Below are 24253 nucleotides of genomic sequence, written 5' to 3' on the forward strand. Positions count from 1 at the left end.
CTTAGGTTTGCAACGCTTAAAAAGCTGTCCGCTGCGGACAGCTTTTTATTCATAAGGCTCGATGTGAATATGCGCATACGTTATGTTATGTTTTTTCTTGAGGAATTGCTCAATTTCCTCAGTGATGGCATGGCTCTCCTTCACATTTAAATTCGGATTAACAAGAATGGTAACCTCTACAAATGTCTGGTTTCCGTGGATTCTTCCCTTCACATCCGTTACTTTTTTAACTTCTCGCACTTTCGTAATGCTTGATTGAATCTTCCGGATTTGCCTCTCATCAAATCCGTCCGTTAATGCATGTGTTGCGTCTCTGAAGATATCCCAGGCTGTTTTGCAAATGATTATACCAACAATCAGTCCGGCCAGCGGATCGAGCCAATAATGGCCGAATTGTGCTCCGATAATTCCGGCAAAAGCACCGATACTGACCAAAGCATCTGAACGATTATCCTGGGCGGCGGCATTGAGTGAACCGCTGCCGATTTTTTTGGCAAGTGACATATTGTACCGGTAAACGAAAAACATGACAATAGCTCCACCAAGTGCAGTCCACGCTGTGAGCATGCCAGGCTGGGAAGTCTCCTCAGAAAATAGCTGTCCAAACGTGCCGATAATGACTTGAATACCTACCGTTACAATCACAAACGCCGCAAACAACGACGCGACGGTTTCCGCCCTGTTATGACCATAATGATGATCTGCGTCAGGCGGCTTTCTGGAAATCTTAAGCCCGATCAACACAGCAACCGAGGCCACAATGTCTGTTACATTATTCAGCCCGTCTGCACGCAATGCGTCCGAGTTACCAATTGAAGCAATGACAAGTTTGGCTGTTGCTAAAATAATATACGCACAAATGCTGAGCCAGGCGCCTTTTTCGCCTTTTTTCAGATTATCAGCCTGATTCATGGAAAAGCCTCCATCATGTATGGGATAACTGCGGGTCCTTCTATAGCTTTAACAGTCTAACAAAGATTAGCATGGTGGGTCCAGAGAAAATTTGAAGGATAGGGCTATAGATGTTGACAGTCATGAAGGAAGTTTCACTGGGTCAAAATCTTAAAGAATAAATCCTGCCTGCAAGTAAATAGTAAATTTAGTGATTCTATAAACATGAAGGAGCAATAGTATGAAGCAGCAATTGACGGAACAGGAAAAACGCTGGGCGGTTATTTCATTGGCATCGATTCCACTGATTATGACGCTGGGGAATTCAATGCTCATTCCAATCCTGCCCGTTATGGAGCAGGAGCTTGATATTTCGAAGCTGCAATCCAGTTATATCATCACATCTTATTCGCTTGTCGCTATTTTTTTGATTCCCGTTGCCGGATTTTTGTCAGACCGGTATGGCAGGAAGATGGTTATTATTCCTTCATTAATTATTACAGGGGCCGGGGGGCTAGTGGCCGGACTGGCTTCTCAACTGATGGACCATTCATTTTTGCTGATTCTTGGAGGCAGGATATTGCAGGGAATTGGTGCATCAGGTGCTTTTCCCATCGTGCTTCCGCTTGTAGGCGATATGTTTAAAGATGATGAGGAAGCGAGTACAACGCTTGGTATTGTCGAAACGTCTAATACGGTCGGGAAAGTACTGAGCCCGATACTCGGAGCGGTTCTTGCAGCGATTGTTTGGTATCTGCCGTTTTATTCCATCCCGGTGTTTTGTGCCGCTTCTGTATTAATGGTTATATTTATGATTAAAGATAAGGGGGGCGAAGAAAAACAGACACGCTTCAAAGAATATCTGGGACTTGCCAAAGATATTCTGAAAGAACATGGGAGATGGTTGTTTGCCGTGTTTGTGATTGGCGCCATCCTGATGTTTATCCTATTTGGGTTTCTGTTTTACCTGTCCAGCATTCTGGAGGAGGATTATGGATATAAAGGCATCTGGAAAGGGGTATTGCTCGCTGTTCCATTATTGGCCCTATCGATTGCATCATTTACAACGGGCAGAAAAATAAAAGATAACTTAAACGTTATGAAATGGGTCATCTTCATCGGGATTATTCTCACCGGCGCCTCGGTTGCGGTGATTCCATTTACCGACAAACCTGTTTTTCTGTTGTCTATTTTCCTGGTTTGCGGTACCGGGATTGGTATGGCGCTTCCGTGTCTGGATGCTTTGATTACTGAAAGCTTGGAAAAAAGTGTGCGGGGAGTCATTACATCGATCTATAGTGCCATGCGGTTCATTGGTGTTGCAGCAGGCCCGCCGGTGATTGCGATCATGATGAAAGGCAATATCAGCTGGATGGCGAGTGTTCTGGCTATTTTTGCTCTGGTGGCGGGGTTTCTGGGATATCGAAACATAAAACCGTAGTTCCTTGTGTCCAGATAAAAGTTAGTTTTCCATAAATTTATCCTTGCAAATATTTAAATAATTTAGGATAATGAAAAAAAGGAACGAGGGGGACTGTTCCATGAAGAAACAAAAAACAACCTATCAACTTTACTGTTACACTGGAAAGGCTATGAAAGCTAAGCGGGATGCTCCGTTTGAATTGAAGCTGTCAGCACAATTATTGCTGGATGAATTGTGTTTCAATTGGAATAAACAAAAACTGGAATCTGCTATCAATGAAGCCATTGATGCAGGGGATCGGGAAAGATTCATCAAGTTGAGTGAAGAATATAGACATTATATCTGGGAATAAGCCTGGTTCAGTACACATGCCTCGCCGTGTTTGGTGAGGTTTTTTTACTGTGGAGGCTGTTTAAACATGTGGTGACACCTGGTGGCCGCAAGAGTATTTATTTTCTCTTCTGAACATGCTTCTGCACGAAAAAATATCTCATTTTTTTGGAAAAGTCATCCGATAGTACTGGTTATCTGGTATGCTAATGGAAAAGGGGGGAAGAATGGATGAGATACAATAAAACGGCTGTCAGCTGGATGTTGTATGATTTTGGGAATTCCGCATTTGCCACGACCATCATGGCTGCAGTCCTGCCGATTTTCTATTATGATGTAGCTGCCATGGGATTAGAGGAAAACCTGGCAGAGAGCTATTGGGGGTATTCCCAGTCCATCGCTGTCTTAATCGTAGCCATTTTAGCACCGATATTGGGAGCTATCAGCGATTATTCCGGAGCCAAAAAGAAATTCCTGCGCTTTTTTGCTTTTATGGGGATGATCGCGAGTATTCTGTTGGCATTTGTCGGGGAAGGGGAATACATATTTGCTTCTATTTTATTGATCATTGGAAATATCGGTTTTTCCGGCGCGAATGTATTCTATGATGCCTTTTTGCCGGAGATTGCCAAAGATGAGAATGAAATGGATAAGTTATCGGCCAGCGGTTTTGCATTCGGCTATATCGGCGGCGGAATACTACTTGCTGTCAACATTTTGATGATTACACAATATGGATGGTTTGGTATACCGGACGCCACAATGGCAAGTCAGCTTTCATTTGCTTCCGTTGGACTTTGGTGGTTCATCTTTTCCATCCCGCTTTTGAAAAACGTCCGGGAAGAGAAAAAAGCGGCTGTCAAACGGGAAAAATCTTATGTGGCCATTGGGTTTTCAAGGGTTATCAACACATTTAAAGAAATCAAACAGTTCAAGTATCTGCTGATTTTTCTGATTGCCTTCTGGATGTATAATGATGGTATTTCAACGATTATCAGAATGGCCACTATTTACGGACGCGGCATTGGCATTGATTCGAATTCACTCATCATTGCACTCTTAATTACGCAATTCGTTGGGATCCCGTTCACATTTTTCTTCGGCTGGCTCGCAACCAAAATCACACCAAAAAGAGCGCTTTATCTGACGTTATATATTTATATTGGGGTTGTCATTCTTGGTTATTTCATGGCTTCTGCATTGCATTTTTATCTTCTGGCTATATGTGTCGGGATGGTGCAGGGCGGGGCACAGTCCTTGAGCAGATCCATATACGGACGGATGGTTCCGGCCAATAAGCAGGCAGAATTCTTCGGGTTTTACGGTATTTCCTCAAAGTTTGCAGCTATTTTCGGTCCCTTCCTATTTGGATTTGTCGGGCAGTTGACAGGCTCGAGCAGACTTGGGATTATATCATTGCTCATATTTTTTATCGTGGGGATCATATTACTGCGGTTGGTGAATATTGAAAAAGGTGTTCAGCAGGCGAAACAATATGCTGAATGATTATGACGGGGAGTCGATGTGATAAAATCGGACAGGGGGTGAGCTATCATGCGGATTAATAATATTCGAAAGGTATTATATGCTATTTCCAGAATTCTGGGGGACGTTAATGCTGTTAAAAAAGGGAAAGTCGGCAAACGAATAGGGCGCAGAATGGCCGGAAAAGGAACAGGCAAGATGATGAGAAAATTGTTTAAATAGCGTTTCTTTCACAAGCCCGGGATGAAATGTCTGACAGAATTAGCGGTGAGAAGGGCGGCGAAATTAACAAGATAAGATAAAACGCTTTGTTTAATCATCGAGTTTACAAAAGTAGACCTTTGGAAGGCCCTTTACCAGAACAAAAATTGGATGCCTTCTTATCGGAAAAAGGCATCCATGCCAAAATGAACGGCAACTCCAACGATTAATGACCAGATGGCGAGACTAATGACCATCCATATCGTAATATAGCCGCGATTACCTCCGAATGAGCAGGCCATTAATGCCGTTAAATGGCTGCTCAACAAAACGGTGCCCAAGAAGCTTAATCCCGGCATGCCATATTTAACCCATAGTTTCTTCGCCTTTTGGGCACGATTACTTTTCAGTGTGCCAGTTGTTTTGTTGACATGATCATCTATTATAGCTTCCACCCCGTTTTGCAGTTGTTCCCCATTTGGGTATACAGTAAAGGGAGCATCGGAGACTGAATCTGAAGCAGTAACTTTTTGCTTTTTCTTTTTACGTAACGCATCCCGCACTTTGTCGACAAACCATATTAGCAAAATTACGGTGGTCAAGTTGCCGGCAAAACCAATTATAGTTGCTGGTATTGTAGGGACCCCGGCAATGATGCCAAAGGGAATAGCCAGCATATATTCCACAAACGGTATAGCTCCTGCAACAAATGTGAGAAGAATATAAATCATTAAATCCATCATGATCACCTTCTTTGTGCCTATTGGATTACGCTGCCCTTGATGGAGTGAAAAGCGGTAAAAATTTTTCTGTTCATCAATTGTTTTAAGTCAAATGACCTAATAAAACTATTATAATACAATCGTATTATAAAAATCAAGGAGAAATTTTATCATGCCAAAACGCGTCAATCATAGAGAAAGAAAAGAGAAAATAGCAGAAGCAACGCTTAAAATGATTTACCAGGAGGGTATCGAAAAAGCAACACTGCGCGAAATTGCGAAAGAGGTGGGGTTATCTCTTGGTTCGGTTCAGTATTACTTTCCCAGGCAAAAGGATCTTTATGAATTTACAATGGAAAGTCTGTATAGACGAACAGAAGCCAGGATCGGGAATGTCATTCTGGATGACCAGACTGCCTTTGAAAATGCTGTCAGTATGTTAAGCCAGCTGGTCCAAGTGAAAAACCCACAGCAACGAATTGAAAATGATATTTGGGCGCAATTGAATTTAATGCCTAATAAATCGCCTGAGTATAGTCAGCTAAAGAATCGTTATCGTGAGTCTTACACAGCGTTTGTCACTCGGGCAGTGACAATTCTCAAGGAAAATGATGATTTACTGAACAAAGATCATGTGGAAGATGAAACAAAAACGCTTGCGATTTTCATTGATGGTTTAATGTTTGAGACGGTTATTTATCCGGAAATTTACGATGAGCAGGCCGTTGAAAAACAAATCCGGGAATATTTATACAAAATATGCCGCTGAGTGCAGCCGGCCGAGAGATTTTATAAAGTGACACGGCTGGGGAGCCGAGTCACTTTATAACTGGATATGAAAATATAGTTTTCTGTCAGACAATCGGTTCGCTATATTGATTTGTGAGGTTTAACGCCAATGGCTTGCCGGTATCATACGAAATGTTGTCAATCAGTTTACTGAGCTGCTTTCTGCTGGCGTGATTACCCGTATTCCAGTAGTTAATCACTTTCGGCATAATGTCGATGCCTTCCTGCCAGGCCTGATTGTACAAGTCGACAAAGCTTTTTGTACAAGGTTCATGTGTCGCAGGATGGTACCAGGTTGTGTGCGACAGGTTTAAATAATCCACATCATTCTTAATGGGCTGATGGGAAAAAGAAGCAATCAATGGCTTGAATAGTATGTTTTTCCACCTGTAAGGATCAGCTAGCAACCTCAGAGCTAATTTCATATCCCTGTACGCTTTTTGGATATAAGCATTCGTACGTGGACTGCTCTTGGGATAGTGGGCTGTAATGGTTGTATGCAGCAAATCTGCAATGCGCCCATCAAGTTTGGTACCTACATCTATTTCGTTAGCGACATGTGCTTTCCATGTTTTTAAATGATGGTATTTTTCCATCATCAATGTATCAATCAGCACTTCCAACTCCTGGTGTTTATTCCCTTCATATCCGGCACGGTAATGTATATAAGGGTGCGCATTCCGGTCAAGTATGTGGTGTGTGACGAACCCGAACAGATACGCTTGTGTCTGGTTATCCATCGTTTTTCCCTGGTCGATCAAATCCATGAGAAACTCCCCGCATCTTTCCTGATGAAGCCGGAGTCCGATAGCGTTTACAGGATCGTTTTGCATCCATGGCCAAAAATTATAATAGAAAAAGGGGTCCGGCCCCTGAGCCCCCAGCTTCATATACGCTTCATTATGCAAAAATGAATTCGGATTTCCAATCGAGTCGGCGACATTTTCGCAAAAGAGCATATGTGTCCAAATATTAGGCATCATGAAACCTCCTGCCTATACGTTGTTTTATCCAGTATAATAGAAAACGGCCTGAAAGCAATATGAGAATCCTTACTATTCTGTGACTAAATGGCTTCATTTCTGTTAACACGAGCCAGGATTTTGTCCGAATTCTGATGACCCCTTACATGTTATAATTGTATCAAAACATCGTGTGAAATGAGGGTTGACCGTGGAAAAAATAATGATTGTGGAAGATGATCCGAAACTTGCCGGCTATTTACACGCTTTTGTCGAAAAATACGCGTATGATGTTTTGACGGTTGATGATTTTGATAACCTGATGGATGTATTTCGACAGTTCGGACCGGATCTCGTGCTGCTGGATATCAATTTGCCCCGTTTTGATGGGTTTTACTGGTGCCGGCAAATTCGCCTTGAGTCGATTTGTCCGGTTATTTTCATTTCCGCCCGGACTGGGGAGATGGACCAGGTGATGGCACTGGAAAACGGCGGTGATGATTTTATCACCAAACCGTTCCACCCTGATGTGGTTATGGCCAAAATCCGAAGCCAATTGCGTCGTGCCTACGGCGAGTATGCGGCAGCGCACCAAGAACGCAACCTGGAGAAGGATGGGCTGAAACTGTTGCCGGAAAGACTTGAACTTAGGTTTGGATCTGATGTGACACTCCTCACAAAAAAGGAAGCGGATATTATTGAAAGCCTGATGGACAGGCATCCACGTGTCGCCGGCAGGGAGGACTTGCTGGAAAAGTTATGGGATGATCAAGCATATGTGGATGAAAATACGCTTAACGTCAATATGACACGAGTCCGCAGAAAATTTCAGGAGCTTGGAATCACTGGAGCGGTCGAAACAGTTCGGGGAGCAGGGTACCGGCTGCATGTGACGTGGAACAGGGCAGAGAAATTATGAAACTGTTCATCAGGGATCATCAATTATTGATTGGACTGCAGGTGATCCAGTTTGGCCTTGTGTTCCTTATCGTATGGCTTGACGGCTACCAGAACATCAGGGGGCTACTCTATGCAATTTTTCTCGGATTCTTTTTATTAGGCGGGTATCTTGTGTATCGCTACGTGACATTAAGCTCGTTTTATAAACGGCTTGAAAAACCACTAACGTCGTTTGATGAATCATTGCAGAAAACGGAACAGATTCCGGTTGCCGAGGCACTAGATCAATTGCTGAAATCGCAGTACAGGTTGTACAAGAGCCGGATTGTTGAAATTGAAGCTCGAAAAGAAGAGCATATGACATTCATCGATCTCTGGGTCCATCAAATGAAAACGCCACTCTCGGTCATTGAATTGACAGCTCAGAATCTTGATGAGCCGGAATCATCGAATATCCGCGAAGAAACCGAGCGGATCAAAACAGGACTAAATACGGTGCTTTACATGGCGCGCCTGCGTACGATTGAGCAGGACTTTAGGGTCAAGCCAGTTAGCCTCGAAAACCTGATTCAGGAGGTGACCACGGACAATAAGCGTTTTTTTATCCGTCATGCGGTTTACCCTAAATTGGAAATAGAACGTTCGGGGATCAAGGTTGAGACAGATGAGAAGTGGCTGGTGTTTATTATGACCCAATTCATACAGAATGCGGTGAAATATTCGACAGGAAAAAGCGGTCAAATTATGATTTCGCTTTATGAAAGGGATGGCTCAGCTATTTTTGAAGTGACTGATTTTGGCATCGGGATCCCTAAAGAAGACAAAAAGCGCATTTTCAACGCATTTTATACAGGAGAAAATGGACGTAGATACCGGGAATCCACTGGCATGGGGCTGTTTCTCGTCAAAGAAGTGACCGATTATTTGAAGCACGGAATTGAAATGGAAAGTATTGTTGGTAAGGGAACAACATTCCGTATCATTTTTTCACCAGCACAAAACATGACAACAATGTAAGAAAAATGAAAGGCCAATCGATCGTTTGACAGGGCAAAGGGCGGTACACTGTTCATAGAATAATGGTTCAGGGTGTATTACACACGCTGATGAAAGGGGTACAGACATGCTTGAAGTCAAAAACGTGAGTAAAGTGTACGAAGGGAAAGTCACCTATCGCGCCTTGTCAAATATTGACCTGGAAATTGAGAAGGGAGACTTCGTTGCCATCATGGGACCGTCCGGAAGCGGGAAAACAACCCTCCTTAACATGGTTGCAACGATTGACGAACCGACAACCGGTGAAGTACTGATTGAAGCAAAAAATCCGCACACGCTTAACCAGAATGATCTGGCCAAGTTTCGCCGGCGGGAATTGGGGTTTGTCTTTCAGGAGTTCAATCTATTGCACACGTTAACGGTGGAGGAAAATATGGTGCTGCCGTTGACATTGGATGGCAAACGTGTCAAAGAGATGAAACAGAGAGCAAATGCCATTGCCGAAAAACTTGGTATTGCTGAAATCATGAGCAAACGAACTCATGAAATTTCCGGTGGTCAGGCGCAGCGGGCAGCTATTGCTCGGGCAATGATCCATCAGCCGAAACTGCTCCTTGCTGACGAGCCGACCGGGAATCTTGATTCCAAAGCATCCAAAGACGTCATGAGTATGCTTGAAACACTTAATAAAAAAGAAGAAACTACCATGATGCTTGTCACGCACGATCCGCAGGCGGCAAGCTATGCAGATCGGGTTGTGTTTATCCGGGACGGAAAGTTTTATTCGGAAATCCATCGCGGAGAAAGCCGGCAGACGTTTTTCCAAAGCATTATTGATACGCTTTCTTTGATGGGAGGGGATGACAGTGACTTTTCGTCAATTCGCGATTAATAATGTCATCCGCAACAAGCGTCTGTACGCCGCCTATTTTCTGAGCAGTCTGTTTACGGTAATGGTCTTTTTTACATTTGCTATTTTTGCCTTTCACCCTGCTTTTTTTGATGGGTCCATCCGTGGGGAGATACTGTACGGCATGACAATCGCAGGCGGGGTTATTTACGTGTTTTCTTTTTTCTTCGTCCTGTATTCAATGAGCTCATTTTTGCAATCGCGCAAGAAGGAATTTGGGTTGCTGATGATGCAGGGGATGTCCACAAGGCAAATTCGTCTGATGGTCTTTATGGAAAATATGTTGATTGGCTTTTTTGCGACCCTGGGCGGAATTTTGTTTGGGCTTGTGTTTGCCAAGGCGATTCTTTTGTTTGCCGAAAATGTACTGATTATTGATGAATCTCTTCATTTTTATTTTCCTTTAATGGCCATCATCGTCACGTTTGTATCGTTTATTATACTGTTTTTGTTCATTTCACTGTTCGTGTCCTTTATTCTGCGGACGCGGAAACTGGTTGATCTAATCAAGGCTGATAAACAATCAAAAGGCGAGCCGAAAGCATCGATTGCACTGGCGATCATCGCGGTGGTACTGCTTGCCTCAGGTTACGCGACGGCTCTGTATGTGAAGGGCCCTTTGGTTGTAATGGCAATGCTGCCGGTCATCGTTGTAGTGGTTATCGGAACGTATTTGTTGTTTACCCAATTGAGTGTTTATGTGATCCGGCAGTTGAAAGAAAGAAAAGGTGTTTTTTGGCGGAAAACAAATATGGTGCTTTTCTCGGATTTGTCATTTCGCATGAAAGACAACGCACGCACGTTTTTCATGGTAGCCATTATTTCCACTGTTGCTTTCAGTGCGATTGGGTCGCTGTATGGATTCCAGTCGTTTTTTATGAGAGGAATTGATGAGGCGAATCCCTTTTCCTTTGAGTATACATCATCCGCGGATGCTAAAGAAGAAGATATGCAAAAGGAAGTTCGTTTCATTGAGAAAGCACTCGATAAACATGAGATTAAGGGTGATTCCAGCGTCATCGATAAGACATACTTCAGTCAGAATGATGGTGAAGTGATGATTACCAGCGAAACCAGCTACAATCGTTTTGCTGATTTACTCGGAGAAAACAGGGTGCGTATCGATGATGATGAAGCCGTGGTCATCACAGATAGCTCCAAAGTGATGGCTCCCGGGAGCAAGGTGGACAGACTCATGGATAGTCCAGTGAAGCTTAGGGATGGCACAACGATTAAACCCGATCGGATGCTTGATGAGCATGTTTTGCCTGAAATGTATTCCTATTATGTGATCAGTGATACCATGTATGAAAAGCTGCCGGAGCCGGCTTCGGTTGAAACCACCCGTGTTTGGGCTGCGGACGAAGGTCAGGAAGATGCGCTCGTCCAGGCGGGTGAAGAAATATTTGACGTTATAGGCGGTTATAACTTTGCAGCGATCGATTATACCATTTATCAGGTCAATAAAGTGTACGGTCCAATTTTGTTCATCGGGCTGTTTATTGGCATTGTGTTCTTTGTGTCGGCCGGCAGCTTCCTGTACTTCAGGTTGTACACAGATCTTAATCAGGACAAGGAGAAATTCAGGATGATTGCCAAAATGGGTTTGACGAATAAGGAACTGAAAAAAGTTATCAATCGTCAGACAGCACTCCTGTTTTTTGCACCGATTGTTGTTGCGCTGGTTCACGGAGCTGTTGCCTTGACTGCTCTGTCACATATGTTTGATTACACACTTATAAACGAGTCGGCAATGGTGCTTGGCACATTCACTGTGATACAAATCATCTATTTTCTTATTGTCCGACACTTTTATACAAAACAAATCAGACGTGCTGTTTATTAGCTGTTTCTAAACGTTACTTTTGACGTAAAAACCATAAACTGCGACGTAGATTGAGATGGTGGTTGGATTGCCGCTACGGAAATACACTACGCTTTCCGGGGGCGGCTGGTGAGCCTCCTCGTGCTCGTCGTGTTGCAAGTGATTGCGAGAAGTAGCACTCCTCGCAGGACGAAGCATACTCATGGAAGCTTTGCTTTGTGCTGGCGCACTGCGGGGTCTCACCGATGCCTCTGCTCCCGCAGGAGTCTCCGTGTATTTCCTCCGCTAGATTTTACGCGCACATCTTGCAAAAGAACAAAATGCTTTATACCGGAAAAAACCAGATTTCTTAACCATTAAATCGAGAAGCCGGATTATAATTGTCTTGCCGCTGAAACACTTTACTGTATGTTTCCTGCTCCATTGCAGCGTTTGATTGGCGCGGAGGACTGTTCCCGAATATAAGGATTCGTCGCTCAGGAAATACACTCGCTTTCCACTGGTTTAAAGTCAATTATATCGCTAGCGGAGGCAATATACGTAGACTCAATCAGAACAGTCACGTGTCCGAAGACCCCGCAGGAAAGCATGGTTCAAAGGCTAAGAACGCCACGTCCTGTGGCAACGCCTTTGTGACCAACGTCCTGTTGGCCCGAGGCCGTGCCCATGGAAAGCGACGAGCCAAAGCTTCCGCCGAATACGCTACGAGTTGCGAGGAGTGCTGCTACTTCGAAAAGTCTTGCAACACGACGAACACTAAGTATATTGCCGGAGCGTTTCAAAGCACTCAGCGGTAATCAGAGTGGCATAAGCCTCTATATGAAAATTTTCGTTACGTCGCAGTTTATCTCAATTGCGGCGTTTGCTTGTTTTTTGTGACAAATTTCAGCATTTCCGCTAACACTCGCTTCGTTTCATTTGTTACAATAAACTTAACGACATTTTATACATAAGGAGGCAACATATATGGACTACCGGATAGAAAAAGACACACTGGGTGAGATGCAAGTACCGGCTGATAAATATTGGGGCGCTCAAACGCAGCGAAGCAAGCAAAATTTTCCAATCGGCGGTGAAAAGATGCCGGCTGAGGTGATCCGGGCATTTGCAATTCTTAAAAAAAGTGCTGCCAAAGCGAATAGTGGGCTAGGTTTATTGGATAAGCAAAAAGCCGACGCGATCGGATATGCCGCCGATCAGGTATTAGATGGGAAACTCGACGATCATTTTCCATTGGTTGTTTGGCAAACCGGGAGCGGCACACAATCCAATATGAATGTGAATGAAGTCATTGCCTATGTCGGAACCGAATGGCTGAAAGAGCGGGGGAGTGATACGACACTACATCCAAATGATGATGTCAACAAATCCCAAAGCTCCAATGACACGTACCCGACTGCTATGCACATTGCATTTGTTTTAAAATTAGAGAATCATGTTCTGCCTGCTGTCAAAAAACTGAAACAAACCATGCATGAAAAGGTTGAAGCCTTTCAGGATGTCGTCAAAATTGGACGCACTCACCTGCAGGACGCAACACCCTTGACACTCGGGCAGGAAATCAGCGGATGGCACCGCATGCTGGAAAAATCAGAAACGATGATTTCGGAAAGCCTCAGCTATGTCCGTGATCTCGCAATCGGTGGTACAGCTGTCGGCACAGGCTTGAATGCACATCCGGATTTTTCGGAAGCTGTTTCCAAGGCCATCAGTGACGAAACCGGAAAACCATTTAAATCCGCACCAAATAAATTTCATGCTCTGACAAGTCACGATGAAACTGTTCACGTCCATGGTGCTTTGAAAGGGCTGGCCGCCGATTTGATGAAAATTGCCAATGATGTGCGCTGGCTTGCAAGCGGACCACGCTCAGGCATTGGTGAAATCACTATCCCCGCAAATGAACCCGGAAGCTCAATCATGCCCGGAAAAGTCAATCCGACACAAACGGAAGCTGTGACAATGGCAGCGACGCAAGTGATGGGAAATGATGCTGCCATCGGATTTGCAGCAAGCCAGGGCAATTTTGAGCTAAATGTCTTCAAACCGGTCATTGCTTACAACTTTCTGCAATCCTGTCAGCTGCTGGCAGACAGTATGCTGTCGTTTGATGAGCGTTGTGCAAAGGGCATAGAGCCGAACTATGAACAAATTGAAAAATATTTACGGGATTCACTCATGCTCGTAACGGCCCTGAACCCGCATATCGGCTATGAAAATGCTGCCAAAATCGCAAAAAAAGCATTTGCGGATAATAGCACGCTTAAAGAAGCGGCTGTTGAACTTGAACTGCTGACCGAAGAGGAATTTGAAAAATATGTGAATCCGAAAGAAATGACTTATCCGAAATAATGCTAAAAAAGTGCACTACCTGTAATGACGGTAGTGCACTTTTTTTATGACGTTCTGCAGTTTAAACAAGCAACAATTACCAGTGATTTTTCATGATAAGATTTCGCGATCTGCTCACAATAATGCGTACAGGAGGTGATAAACATGGCTAACAACAACTCAAACCAATTGGTTGTCCCTGGTGCAGAACAGGCTCTCAACCAAATGAAAACCGAAATTGCATCAGAATTTGGTGTTAACCTTGGTGCTGACACGACTTCCCGTGCAAACGGTTCTGTCGGTGGTGAGATCACAAAACGTCTGGTTCAATCAGCTCAATCTCAATTTAGTGGACAATAATAATAATGAATGGCTTCATAAGGAGTACATCTCCTTATAAACAATAGAGGGAAGTCTACCAATGGCTTCCCTCTATTTATACAATCAGTTATTGGTATTTTTTACAATAGCCGGAAATATATACATTTATTTATTTCGGATCCGCTGTTCTGTTTCCGCATCAAAGAAAAGTGCCTTGTTCATATCGAAAGCGAGGTCAATTTGCTCGCCGCCGGTAACATCTGAACGGGAGTCTACCCGGGCAATAAAGTCCTGTTCATTTAGTTTGGAGTAAAGATAGGACTCCGCACCCATTAATTCTGCAACATCGATGGTGGCCGTTATTTTTGTATCGGGCGTTGCCTCAATGAACGCGGGCTCATCGTGAATGTCTTCGGGCCGTATCCCCAAAATGATTTCTTTATCCGTGTATCCCTGATCACGTAATATCTTCATTTTACCTTCAGGAATTTTAATTTTGGCCCCTTCATTTTCAAAGTTGCCATCTTTCAGTTTCCCACTCAAAAAATTCATCGATGGAGAGCCAATGAATCCGCCAACGAAAACATTTTCCGGCTCGTCATAAACTTCTTTTGGAGCACCTACCTGCTGAATGATGCCGTCCTTCATAACCACCAGGCGTGTTGCCATTGTCATCGCTTCTGTTTGGTCGTGTGTCACATAAATCGTCGTTGTTTGCAGCCGTTGGTGAAGTTTTTGAATTTCAGCACGCATTTGTACACGCAATTTGGCATCAAGGTTGGACAATGGTTCATCCATCAGGAACACTTTTGCATCACGGACAATGGCCCGTCCTAAGGCGACACGCTGCCGCTGTCCGCCGGATAATGCTTTTGGTTTACGATCCAAATAACTTTCCAGTCCTAAAATATTGGCGGCATTTTTAACGCGTTGGTCAATTTCGTCTTTTTTGAATTTGCGTAGCTTTAATCCAAACGCCATGTTATCATACACATTCATATGTGGGTACAGGGCATAGTTTTGGAAAACCATTGCGATGTCACGGTCTTTAGGCGCAACATCATTCATTCGTTTATCGTCAATGTACAATTCCCCATTCGTAATTTCCTCGAGGCCCGCAATCATTCTTAGTGTTGTTGATTTACCACAGCCGGATGGTCCGACGAATACGATGAATTCCTTGTCTTTGATCCCTAAGTTAAAATCATCGACAGCAAGGGCATTTTTGTCATAGGATTTTTGAATATTTTCCATTCGCAATTCAGCCATGTTTCTCCTCCTCAATATGTAAGCGGTTTAAATTTATTTTAGCTAATTTAGGGAGGTTCAGTAAATGGGAAAAGTGAACAAAGAACCTGGGCTTGTTTGTGCATATTGTTTATTTTTCCCGATTTATGGCCCGTAACACGATGTAGACAGCGACTGCCTGCTGGAATTCACGTACGTCAATACCTGTTTTGTCCTTAAATTTATCAAGACGGTATTGCAGGCTGTTTCGATGCAAGTATAATGCTTTGGCCGTGACAGACCCATTTAAATTACAGGTGATAAAGGTTTCAATCGTTTTAAGTAAATCAGGGTCATCTGTAGTATCAGCCAGTACTGTTTTGACAAGGTCTTTTCGGATACTGTCATTGGATTGATCGATCAGGATGTATGGAATCGCTTCAATATGGGTTATAACTGCTTTTTCGGAGTGTTTTCGTGCAGCGTCAGCACCTCTCAGCAGCATCTGATACCCTTTTTGTGCCTCTTTTAATGAAGTCATCAACGCCCCGACGAAAAAACGAATGTTGACGGACAGATCACTCATGAATATGTCTATAATGGCTTCATATGAAATGGGTTCATCCTGATTCTCTTCAATGATGATACCTTCATGATCATTCTCCCATAATATCGGCACCTGCTTTGCGAAAAACGCATTCACGGCTTCTTTAAATGAGGCAGGATCGATTTGTTCACGCTGGAAGGTAAAATAAATAAAACGGTATCTCGCCGCCGTGGAGCGCGGTGTAGTGCCACTGTGGATCAAAGTATGCCATCTTTCTTCCTCGGATGTCATCTCTGGAACAGTAATGGTATGTGGCACCAGGAAGTGACTCAATAATTGGCTTTCTTTCGTGGTCAATTCTTCTTTGGCAATCCCAATCATCTGATGTTCAGAGGTTAGAAACCATTGGTAATGGTCTTTTTTATCATCCGTTACGTCCTGATATAAAATAAATGATGAAAAAATTTTGCGGAGTTGTTCGATCATCAAAACACCACTTTCTCCAGTCCTTTTTTCCATTATAGCAGTGTATATGGTCCGTAAAAAATGAAATTTGCAGTTTTCGGCCATTCAGGAAATGCTATACAGTGCTTCAAACGTTTGTTATAGTATGTTTAGACAAAGTTGAAGGAGGATCTATCGTGCCTAATATTTATGATAGTGCATATGAGTTAGAAAAAGCAATTCGTAACAGCGATGAATTCACAAGACTAAAGGATGCTTATGACGCTGTAATGGCTGATGAATCTGCAAAAAAAATGTTTGATAACTTCCGAAATACACAAATGGAATTACAAGAAAAGCAAATGCAAGGGCAGGAAATCTCTGAAGAGGAAGTTGAAGAAGCCCGCAAAGTTGTTGAACTGGTGCAGCAGCATGAGGATATTTCCAAATTAATGGAAGAAGAGCAGCGTTTGAATGTAGTCATCAATGATGTCAGCCGCATCATTACAAAACCGCTTGAGGAATTGTATGGCAATCCTGAAGAAGAAACAACTGAATAAATATCTGACATTTCCCGCAGCGATTTTCGGCGGGATTTATTTTTGGTTTTTCCAGCACATCTTTCTTCAGAAGGCAGGATTTTTTAAACGACTTCGCGAAAGTATATCACAATGAATATTGTGAAAAGAGGTCGATAGGATGCGTACTATATTATATGAGCGTCAGCATGGCGTGTCGTATGTCTATATGAATCGTCCTGAGCGATACAACGCCATGGATAAAAGAATGCTGGCAGAGCTGCTGAATGTCCTTTCTGAGGTGGAACAGAATGATGATCGTATGGTCGTGCTGAGCGGAAAAGGGAAGGCATTTTCTGCAGGCGGGGACATTGGCATGATGGCTGATTTTGCGGATAAAGCATTTTTTGAAGAAGTCATGCAAACAATTGAAGCGGTGGCACTGAAATTATATTTGATGCCTAAAATGGTCGTATCAGCTGTTAATGGGTCAGCAGCCGGGCTGGGGCTTTCTCTTGCATTGGCAGCGGATTATGTCGTTGCTCATAAGGAAGCCAAAATGGGGATGCTATTTATTGGGATCGGTCTGGTCCCGGATGGCGGCGGACATTTCTGGTTGCGTGAACGGGTAGGGACCCAGCGCGCCAAACAATTTATTTGGGAGAAACAGCAAGTTCAGGGCTCAGAAGCACAAGCAATGGGACTTGTCGATGTACTGACCGAACATGACGCGCTGGAACATGCTACTCATATGGCCGGACAGATACAGGCTTCTCCAATGGCAGCCATGCTGAAAACGAAAAAAATTTATCATCGGAACAACCTCGAGACACTCAAGTATTACCTGGAAGCGGAACGGAATGCACAATGGGAGCTCCGTCATACAAAAGACCACCAGGAAGGTGTAAAGGCTTTTCAGGAAAAGCGCAAACCGGTGTTTACAGGGAAGTAAGCTGCCCGTCCGTCGTCATTTCCTGTTACGACAGTTAAAAGAGGGCATAAATTTCACACGTAATGGCCCCCTTTTACTGTCGTGTTTCGATTATATATGTGAAGGCAGTCTTAACGATGAAACAGTACCAATTTTGCTTCCGGGGAGACACAGCGGTGGGTATATTCACTGTAGCCTTCATCAGCAAGACGTTTTTGACCCATTTCTTTCGCTTGACCGTTATTGGATGCCTCGAATGTTTCGTTAAGCAGTCTTTCCCCGGTCTTATTAAAAACAGTCAGAAAATACGTTTTCACATAGATCCCTCCTTTAAAATTACCACTATTCATTTAAATGTATCATAAAAAGGGTGGAGAGAGAACCCTTTGATGTTTCTGTCTATGATGAATCCACATGACTACTGGCTTCATCTGGCAGTTTTCAAAGTGTCATCAGCTGATTAAAAAGATTAGGTAAAACAGTAAATAGAACGTGCATTCGTGACAGGGATTTGCTACAATAGCAGTAAAGAAGAATGTCTGTTATCCATGTCAGATGTCAGGTTGTTTAGGTTGCGAATCCTTGTGTTTAAAGTCTTATTTTAAAAGGATTTCATACCTTCCTGAGCTAACTCGATCGTTATGCAGACGCCGTTTAGAGGTTTCTCAGTGATTCAAACCGGGAACGCTCCAATAAAGTGACTAAAATGAACGGATAATGCAGGCCAGGTGGCTTGAGCAAAAAGAGAAATCTGCCAAACATGGGTGAACAGCGCGCGAAGTTTTCAGGAATTCAGGAATATTGAATACGGACTGCTGTTATCAGGCGATAATAATGAAGATCATTAAAGGTTGAATATAGGTGAACTGTGTCTTACCATTGTGAGGAACTTTTTCTGGGGCACCTTCATTGAATCAGCAAAATCTGTTCGCATTCCGTCGATATTAATGATAAACTATTTTCAGATAACTTGTTGGTAACAACCTCTTATAAAAGCGTATGGAGGGATTCCATTGCAGAATGACAAAAACACATCAATCGAAGAAGAAAAATACGAAGAATCAATTGAAAAATTTATCCAGGTCATCGCCAAAAATATGAATTTATATGGTATTACATCTTCAGTAGGACGTTTATATGGTGTCCTTTATTTTTCAGATAAACCGATGACGCTGGATGATATGCGTGATGCGCTGGAAATGAGTAAAACCAGTATGTCGACAGGGGTTCGTGCATTATCGGATATGAAAATGGTGGAATCAACATTTAAAAGGGGAATCCGAAAAGATTTATACAGGTCAGAAGAGGACTGGTATAAATCGTTCACGTCGTTGTTTGCGAGCCGTTGGAAACATCATACCGAAACGAATATTGAAGAGGCTGAGGAAACGATACTGGATTTAAGAAAAATCGCACAGAAAACGACAGATCAGGTGTTGAAAGATAAGATTGAAAGGGATGTAGACAGGCTTAAATATGCCCAGGATTATTACCGATGGCTGATGCAATTCATTCAAGTTGTTGAATCAGGTAAGATATTTGAATACATACCGAAAAACATTGTAGAGACAGATAAAGAAAACGATGAATGAATTAGTTTCTGTATAAGATGAAGGGGGAGGAAGCGATTGAAAAAGGGGATAGGACATTACAGCATTGGCGATCCTTTTGATAACTTTATTTTGATCAAATCTGCATCAAGGGGAGTTGCCAGCAACGGAAAGCCGTTTTTAACATTAATACTGCGTGATGCAACCGGCGAAATCGAAGCAAAGCTCTGGGATATTACGAAAGAGGATGAAGATGTGTTCATCCCTGAGCAGATTGTCAAACTGTCCGGCGAAGTGAACCAGTTCAGAGGGAAACCTCAGTTAAAAATATTTACCATCAGGCCCTCTCAGACAACAGATGGTGTGCAAGTTTCCGATTTTGTTGAGAAGGCCCCTGTTAATAAAGATGTTCTGATGGGGAAATTGACTGAAGCCATTTTTGAAATGCACAATCCGTCACTGCAACGGATTGTGCGAGCATTAATTAAAAAATATCAGGAGGCTTTACTGACATATCCTGCAGCAACGAAAAATCATCATGAATATGTATCGGGACTGGCGCACCACGTGGTCAGTATGCTTGCTCTGGCAAAAGAATTGCATGCATTGTATCCCGAAACAAATAAGGATCTATTATACGCTGGAATTATTCTGCATGATCTCGGAAAGGTGAAAGAACTTTCAGGGGTTGTCACGACTTCGTACACACTTGAAGGGAAACTGATCGGGCATATTCCCATCATGGTGGAGGAAATCGGAAATACGGCTAAAGAACTGCAAATAGACAGTGAGGAAGTGCTGATTTTACAACACTTGATCCTTTCCCATCACGGTAAAGCGGAATGGGGGAGCCCTAAGGCACCATTAATCAGGGAAGCGGAGTTGTTGCATTTAATTGACCTGATTGACGCCCGGATGAACACACTGAATCGTGCGTTGGGTAAAGTGAAGCCGGGAGAATTTACAGAACGCTTATTTGCGTTGGACAATCGGGCATTTTACAAGCCGCTATTCGAAGGGAATTCATAAACTGACTTCTTCAAACGGGTTATTTTTTATCCCCTTTTGTCATATACTTGAAATAGATTCATGGACAAGGGGGCTAAGTATGATTCTTGGAGTGCCTTGGTGGGTATTTATGATAATCCTTTTCATTTTTCTCAGTGGTTATATGGCGTTTAAGGCAATGAGAGCAGAGCGGAGGCTTGAACAGCAATATATTGAACAAGAAGGTAAAATCTATATTGATCGAATTGAAAAGGATCGTAAACAAAAGCAGGAGCGTAAACGACTGCCGCAGTGATCTGGAAAGCAGAGCACCTGAAAAAATGAATACCTTGAGAAGAAAAACCGCGAAGTCATAACCTATATGACTTCGCGGTTTTAAATTTAAAAGTGTAAAGTGTTGTGAATAACTCTGGCAACATACAGCCCCAGCGCTTTCGTTCTTAACCCTTGCCTTCTTCGGAGCTTTCATCACTTTCGCCGGACCCCTGGCCTTCTCCAGAGCCTTCATCACTTTGTCCCGAACCTTGGCCCTGTCCAGGATTCTTTGTTTCAAATATATCCTCAAGACCTTCTGCTTGAATATTGACATCGGCATCCTGAATCATGCCATTAACTTTTTCCTGTAGTGCTTGAACATCAACACGCTGGTTGATAATGTTGCGGCGGATGGTATCTTTATTGTCCTCGAATGATCCGATATCTTCTTCTGTATCACGCTTGTCTGTCACTTTAATAATGTGAAAGCCATGTTCAGACTTAACTGGATCGCTCACTTCATCCACTTCCATGTTGTAAGCTGCATCTTCAAATTTAGGGGCCATATCACCGGTAGAGAAATAGCCCAAGTCACCGCCGTTTTCGGCAGAAGCCTTGTCAGTGGAATATTCTTTTGCCAGTTCACCGAAGTCACCGCCATCTTCAAGTTTGGTTTTGACTTCGTTTGCAGTTTTTTCATCACCGACCAAAATGTGTTTCGCCTGAATTTCCGTCTTCATGCGCTCGTATCGTTGCTTCAAATCTTCCTCTTTAATGTCCATATCTTCGGCAGCTGCTTCCAATTGTAGAAGGCTGAGATGAATGGTATCACGGTATGCCTCCTCATCAGGAATGCCTTGCTGCTGAAGAAACATCTCAAATTGGCCGCCTAATTGATCTTTCGTTTTTTGAACTTCCTGGTCGACCTCTTCTTCGGATACATCATAGTTGTCGCTTAATACTTTAAAGGTGACCAGTTGACGAAGAACCTGCTGTCCGGATTGCGATTTCATTTCCTGGTAAAATTCCTCTTTTGTAACATCACCAGCACTTGTTTCGGCAACGACTTCGGAGTCCCCCTCGCCGGAATTACAGGCAGCTAATGCCAGAATACTTGCTGTTAAGACTGCAGCAATCGTTAATTTCTTCATTTGTGAACACTCCCAGCTTAATTTTCAGTACTTCATTTGCTATTTTATCCCGCATCCCAAGGGTCATTAACCCGCCAAAATACGGCGGCTAACTGACCCTAAATGCCCGATTCTGTTCAACTAACATTCTGTGAAGAAAATCATTTCACAGAATGAAGTTTCACTTTATAAATATAACACATATTTATCCAAAAAAAATAGGTCAACCTTCTCATACTGTGGCATTTAGCACTTTTACATAAGAAGATACCAGTAATACCAAAATCATGATATTAATCACACGAAACATGGAGGATTGCTTTCTATCTTTCATTTCCATCTTCATACAAAATTGATGTGTGAGCGAATTAAATATTAGAAGTACAAAAATGGCATAAATCGGAAAAATAAACATCATATTAAAAACCCCCTTAGAAACACGCGGCATTTTCCCATACTTAATACTCTATCAAAAGATGCTTGTCATGAACAGTATAAATTTAAATTTCCCGTACCAAAAAGAAACCGGCTAACCAGCCGATTTCTTTTCGTTCTGTATGAGAATCGTAAATTCATTATTTCTGTTTTCAATAAATGATTGCCTGGGTGCTTTTGCGATATAAAAGATATATATAAAATCTGTAAACGTTATGGCAATATGAGCAGATGTGAATATCAGGAAATACACATAGAATTCACTGAACAGATAAGCTGCCGTCACCCCGGGTATTGTAATGAGTATGGTGGGTGTCCCTGCTGCAAGTAATGAAGCTTTTTTTGTCAAATGTTTTTTTGTATAATAATTAATAATCGGAAAGAAAATGGTGTTTCGCTTATAAATCAATCTTGCCCGTTTATTCATCATGATTAATGGTAAAATATGCATGAACGAGTGTATAAGCGGCAGGCAACAGACCATGACAATAAATGGAAGAATGCCTGATTTGCTCATGTCAGTTGTGCCATGTTTGATGGAAAGTGGTACATATAAAATGATAAAAGCCAACAGGCCAAACAAAAATGATTGCAGATACAACCTGGTTATTCCATACTCTTTATTGAAATTAATGATTTTCCAGCAATTCATTTTTGATCCCTCCTGTTAAAGTATATAGCTTTATCGTGCAACCTCTTAATCCGAATTGCCTTAAAGCATCATAGTACGTTTGAATCTGAAAATCAATAGGTTTATACAAAAAATAATTCCTTTTTTTAAGATGGCTCGTATATCCCGTCAAATCGGGTGCCTGAGACATTTTAATAACTTGGCCTGGGGGTCTTTTTGTTGGAGAATATGGAGCATAACGAAACCATGAACTTGTATCTTCAACTGTTATCAAAAACAATTGATATCAATCAATACCCATTTACAAAGATGGTCATCGAAAACAATATGACCAAAGGTGAATATGATAAGCTTTTACGCTTGCTGGAAAGGTTGCATCAGCAGTATATGACACAAAAAGAAGAAGGGTTTTTAGATTTTTCTTCCCTTCTAATACAGTTTGCCGGTATGCTTAACGAAAAGTTGGACCCGAATCGAACCGTTTATGCATTAAAAAAAGAAGGATACTATCCTTCTTTAATGGAGGAATTTATCGATGTTCTGGAAAGATAAAAGCTGAGATAATGGCTGGATAAAAAGCAACTGACTATTTGGCGGCCAGGTTGTCTTCGTTATGACTGGAGCCTGCGAAAAGAGGATTCAAGCTGTCTATGAAAATCAATGATTCTAGTTAAGTTATCCGTTATTTCCGGATATTCTTCTATGTTTAGCTTTTTAAGCTCATGGTGAATTTTCTCAAGAGCATCTTTCTGATGATTGGATGCGTTAATCCATTTGGTTACATAGTTGTTCATAAATGATTTGAACAATTCGTTATTCGCTTCATATAAATCCTTCCGTACGCCTTTTCTCCACACAAGGGTAACAAGGTTGAAGTCGGACAAACTCCGTATTCCGGTACTCATGGATGTTTTGCTTTTTCCTAACGCTTCACTCATGTCATCCAGCGTTTTTGGCTGGTTCTGTAAATATAAATAAACGAATAATCGTGCTTCTAATGGGCTTAAGCCAAACATTTCTATTGTTTTGGCAAATTCTGAAATAATGTCATATGTCGCATTTTCAATCGTTGAGTTGTTCATAAAACCCTCCTAAAAGACCTGCTGAATAAAGGTTACACTAAAACAATCAAGATTCAAAATATGGAAGTGGTAAGTAAATCGAAGAAAAAGTAAGGAAATAAAAGAATAAGCTAACACAACTCTGTACAGTTTAAACTGTACAAAAAACACGTACAAAATCAGTAGTTTTTAACATTTGAATTATGAATGAGATAGTAATATAGTAGTAAGAGTGGATGACGCGAGGTTAGTTATATGTGAGATTAAAGTTAACCATTTCGGGATCGTTTTATGGATTTAATCTGATAAAAAAGTTGCAGGACTATTATCCTCGTTATTTAAGATCGGTTAGAAAAAAAGGGGGGGAGATGTAAGTGGCAGCTCGGAACTGCCGGAATAAGTTTTTTTACAGGGATAATGAGCGTTTTAT

At 42.3% G+C, this 24253-nt stretch carries 26 protein-coding genes; 17 read left to right on the forward strand and 9 right to left on the reverse strand.

Annotated elements, in window-relative coordinates:
* Nucleotides 1–45 precede the first annotated feature (45 nt).
* Nucleotides 46–912 carry a cation diffusion facilitator family transporter gene (locus tag E4U82_RS05945; protein ID WP_135109161.1) on the reverse strand — a complete coding sequence of 289 codons (867 nt, stop codon included), beginning with the start codon at nt 910–912 and terminating at the stop codon, nt 46–48.
* A gap of 220 nt (nt 913–1132) precedes the next feature.
* Between E4U82_RS05945 and E4U82_RS05950 the strand changes: the two genes are divergently transcribed.
* The 4 genes from E4U82_RS05950 (at nt 1133) to E4U82_RS19810 (ending at nt 4351) form a co-directional block, all read left to right on the forward strand.
* A complete protein-coding gene (locus tag E4U82_RS05950) occupies nt 1133–2332 on the forward strand; it encodes an MFS transporter (RefSeq protein WP_135109162.1) in 1200 nt (399 codons plus the stop codon).
* Nucleotides 2333–2432: 100 nt separating this feature from the next.
* Nucleotides 2433–2666: an IDEAL domain-containing protein gene (locus tag E4U82_RS05955; RefSeq protein ID WP_135109163.1), complete on the forward strand. Its 234-nt coding sequence runs from the start codon at nt 2433–2435 to the stop codon at nt 2664–2666.
* Nucleotides 2667–2875: 209 nt separating this feature from the next.
* Nucleotides 2876–4150, forward strand: a complete 1275-nt coding sequence (locus tag E4U82_RS05960; protein ID WP_135109164.1) for an MFS transporter — start codon at nt 2876–2878, stop codon at nt 4148–4150.
* Nucleotides 4151–4198: 48 nt separating this feature from the next.
* Nucleotides 4199–4351, forward strand: coding sequence for a hypothetical protein (locus E4U82_RS19810; protein WP_167751339.1), 153 nt, complete (start codon nt 4199–4201; stop codon nt 4349–4351).
* 158 nt (nt 4352–4509) lie between these two features.
* On the opposite strand, the gene E4U82_RS05965 is transcribed toward E4U82_RS19810, so the two are convergent.
* Nucleotides 4510–5070, reverse strand: a complete 561-nt coding sequence (locus E4U82_RS05965) for a small multi-drug export protein (RefSeq protein WP_135109165.1) — start codon at nt 5068–5070, stop codon at nt 4510–4512.
* 154 nt (nt 5071–5224) lie between these two features.
* Here E4U82_RS05965 and E4U82_RS05970 point away from each other — a divergent pair, with 154 nt between their 5' ends.
* Complete coding sequence (locus tag E4U82_RS05970) at nt 5225–5821, forward strand: TetR/AcrR family transcriptional regulator (protein ID WP_135109166.1); 597 nt, start codon at nt 5225–5227, stop codon at nt 5819–5821.
* 85 nt (nt 5822–5906) lie between these two features.
* Here E4U82_RS05970 and E4U82_RS05975 read toward each other — a convergent pair whose 3' ends face one another.
* The gene (locus tag E4U82_RS05975) at nt 5907–6821 is read right to left on the reverse strand and encodes a zinc dependent phospholipase C family protein (protein WP_135109167.1); all 915 of its coding nucleotides are present in this window, start codon (nt 6819–6821) and stop codon (nt 5907–5909) included.
* Nucleotides 6822–7014: 193 nt separating this feature from the next.
* On the opposite strand from E4U82_RS05975, the gene E4U82_RS05980 reads away from it, so the two are divergent.
* The 6 genes from E4U82_RS05980 (at nt 7015) to E4U82_RS06005 (ending at nt 14125) form a co-directional block, all read left to right on the forward strand.
* Nucleotides 7015–7722, forward strand: a complete 708-nt coding sequence (locus E4U82_RS05980) for a response regulator transcription factor (RefSeq protein WP_135109168.1) — start codon at nt 7015–7017, stop codon at nt 7720–7722.
* Complete coding sequence (locus E4U82_RS05985) at nt 7719–8720, forward strand: sensor histidine kinase (RefSeq protein ID WP_135109169.1); 1002 nt, start codon at nt 7719–7721, stop codon at nt 8718–8720. Before E4U82_RS05980 ends, E4U82_RS05985 begins: the two co-directional genes overlap by 4 nt.
* Before the next feature lie 106 nt (nt 8721–8826).
* The gene (locus E4U82_RS05990; protein ID WP_135109170.1) at nt 8827–9591 is read left to right on the forward strand and encodes an ABC transporter ATP-binding protein; all 765 of its coding nucleotides are present in this window, start codon (nt 8827–8829) and stop codon (nt 9589–9591) included.
* Nucleotides 9566–11455, forward strand: a complete 1890-nt coding sequence (locus tag E4U82_RS05995) for an ABC transporter permease (protein ID WP_135109171.1) — start codon at nt 9566–9568, stop codon at nt 11453–11455. Before E4U82_RS05990 ends, E4U82_RS05995 begins: the two co-directional genes overlap by 26 nt.
* A 945-nt stretch (nt 11456–12400) precedes the next feature.
* Nucleotides 12401–13786 carry a class II fumarate hydratase gene (fumC, locus tag E4U82_RS06000; RefSeq protein WP_135109172.1) on the forward strand — a complete coding sequence of 462 codons (1386 nt, stop codon included), beginning with the start codon at nt 12401–12403 and terminating at the stop codon, nt 13784–13786.
* A gap of 144 nt (nt 13787–13930) precedes the next feature.
* The gene (locus E4U82_RS06005) at nt 13931–14125 is read left to right on the forward strand and encodes an alpha/beta-type small acid-soluble spore protein (RefSeq protein ID WP_135109173.1); all 195 of its coding nucleotides are present in this window, start codon (nt 13931–13933) and stop codon (nt 14123–14125) included.
* A gap of 126 nt (nt 14126–14251) precedes the next feature.
* Here the strand turns inward: E4U82_RS06005 and E4U82_RS06010 are convergent, their stop codons facing one another.
* Nucleotides 14252–15355 (reverse strand): ABC transporter ATP-binding protein, encoded by a 1104-nt coding sequence (locus E4U82_RS06010; RefSeq protein ID WP_135109174.1) that lies wholly within the window; start codon nt 15353–15355, stop codon nt 14252–14254.
* Nucleotides 15356–15464: 109 nt separating this feature from the next.
* Nucleotides 15465–16346, reverse strand: coding sequence for a PucR family transcriptional regulator (locus E4U82_RS06015; protein ID WP_167751340.1), 882 nt, complete (start codon nt 16344–16346; stop codon nt 15465–15467).
* 155 nt (nt 16347–16501) lie between these two features.
* Between E4U82_RS06015 and E4U82_RS06020 the strand changes: the two genes are divergently transcribed.
* Both E4U82_RS06020 and E4U82_RS06025 read left to right on the forward strand, forming a co-directional pair.
* On the forward strand, nt 16502–16864 hold the full coding sequence (locus tag E4U82_RS06020) for a YlbF/YmcA family competence regulator (RefSeq protein ID WP_135109176.1): 363 nt from the start codon (nt 16502–16504) through the stop codon (nt 16862–16864).
* A 139-nt stretch (nt 16865–17003) separates the two neighbouring features.
* On the forward strand, nt 17004–17774 hold the full coding sequence (locus E4U82_RS06025; protein WP_135109177.1) for an enoyl-CoA hydratase: 771 nt from the start codon (nt 17004–17006) through the stop codon (nt 17772–17774).
* Nucleotides 17775–17884: 110 nt separating this feature from the next.
* On the opposite strand, the gene E4U82_RS06030 is transcribed toward E4U82_RS06025, so the two are convergent.
* Entirely contained in the window at nt 17885–18070 is a 186-nt protein-coding gene (locus E4U82_RS06030; RefSeq protein ID WP_135109178.1) for a YhzD family protein, read from the reverse strand.
* Nucleotides 18071–18766: 696 nt separating this feature from the next.
* On the opposite strand from E4U82_RS06030, the gene E4U82_RS06035 reads away from it, so the two are divergent.
* The 3 genes from E4U82_RS06035 (at nt 18767) to E4U82_RS06045 (ending at nt 20606) form a co-directional block, all read left to right on the forward strand.
* Nucleotides 18767–19345: a GbsR/MarR family transcriptional regulator gene (locus tag E4U82_RS06035; protein WP_135109179.1), complete on the forward strand. Its 579-nt coding sequence runs from the start codon at nt 18767–18769 to the stop codon at nt 19343–19345.
* Nucleotides 19346–19381: 36 nt separating this feature from the next.
* Nucleotides 19382–20332 carry a 3'-5' exoribonuclease YhaM gene (gene yhaM, locus E4U82_RS06040; RefSeq protein ID WP_135109180.1) on the forward strand — a complete coding sequence of 317 codons (951 nt, stop codon included), beginning with the start codon at nt 19382–19384 and terminating at the stop codon, nt 20330–20332.
* A 79-nt stretch (nt 20333–20411) separates the two neighbouring features.
* The gene (locus E4U82_RS06045; RefSeq protein ID WP_135109181.1) at nt 20412–20606 is read left to right on the forward strand and encodes a sporulation YhaL family protein; all 195 of its coding nucleotides are present in this window, start codon (nt 20412–20414) and stop codon (nt 20604–20606) included.
* Nucleotides 20607–20751: 145 nt separating this feature from the next.
* Here E4U82_RS06045 and E4U82_RS06050 read toward each other — a convergent pair whose 3' ends face one another.
* Nucleotides 20752–21717: a peptidylprolyl isomerase gene (locus E4U82_RS06050; RefSeq protein WP_135109182.1), complete on the reverse strand. Its 966-nt coding sequence runs from the start codon at nt 21715–21717 to the stop codon at nt 20752–20754.
* 508 nt (nt 21718–22225) lie between these two features.
* Nucleotides 22226–22783 (reverse strand): DUF3267 domain-containing protein, encoded by a 558-nt coding sequence (locus E4U82_RS06060; protein WP_135109184.1) that lies wholly within the window; start codon nt 22781–22783, stop codon nt 22226–22228.
* A gap of 207 nt (nt 22784–22990) precedes the next feature.
* Between E4U82_RS06060 and E4U82_RS06065 the strand changes: the two genes are divergently transcribed.
* A complete protein-coding gene (locus tag E4U82_RS06065; RefSeq protein WP_135109407.1) occupies nt 22991–23314 on the forward strand; it encodes a DUF1878 family protein in 324 nt (107 codons plus the stop codon).
* Between the two features lie 59 nt (nt 23315–23373).
* Here the strand turns inward: E4U82_RS06065 and E4U82_RS06070 are convergent, their stop codons facing one another.
* Nucleotides 23374–23844: a GbsR/MarR family transcriptional regulator gene (locus E4U82_RS06070; RefSeq protein ID WP_135109185.1), complete on the reverse strand. Its 471-nt coding sequence runs from the start codon at nt 23842–23844 to the stop codon at nt 23374–23376.
* Between the last annotated feature and the right edge of the window lie 409 nt (nt 23845–24253).

Source organism: Lentibacillus salicampi (genome assembly GCF_004565465.1).
GTDB classification, from domain to species: domain Bacteria; phylum Bacillota; class Bacilli; order Bacillales; family Amphibacillaceae; genus Lentibacillus; species Lentibacillus salicampi.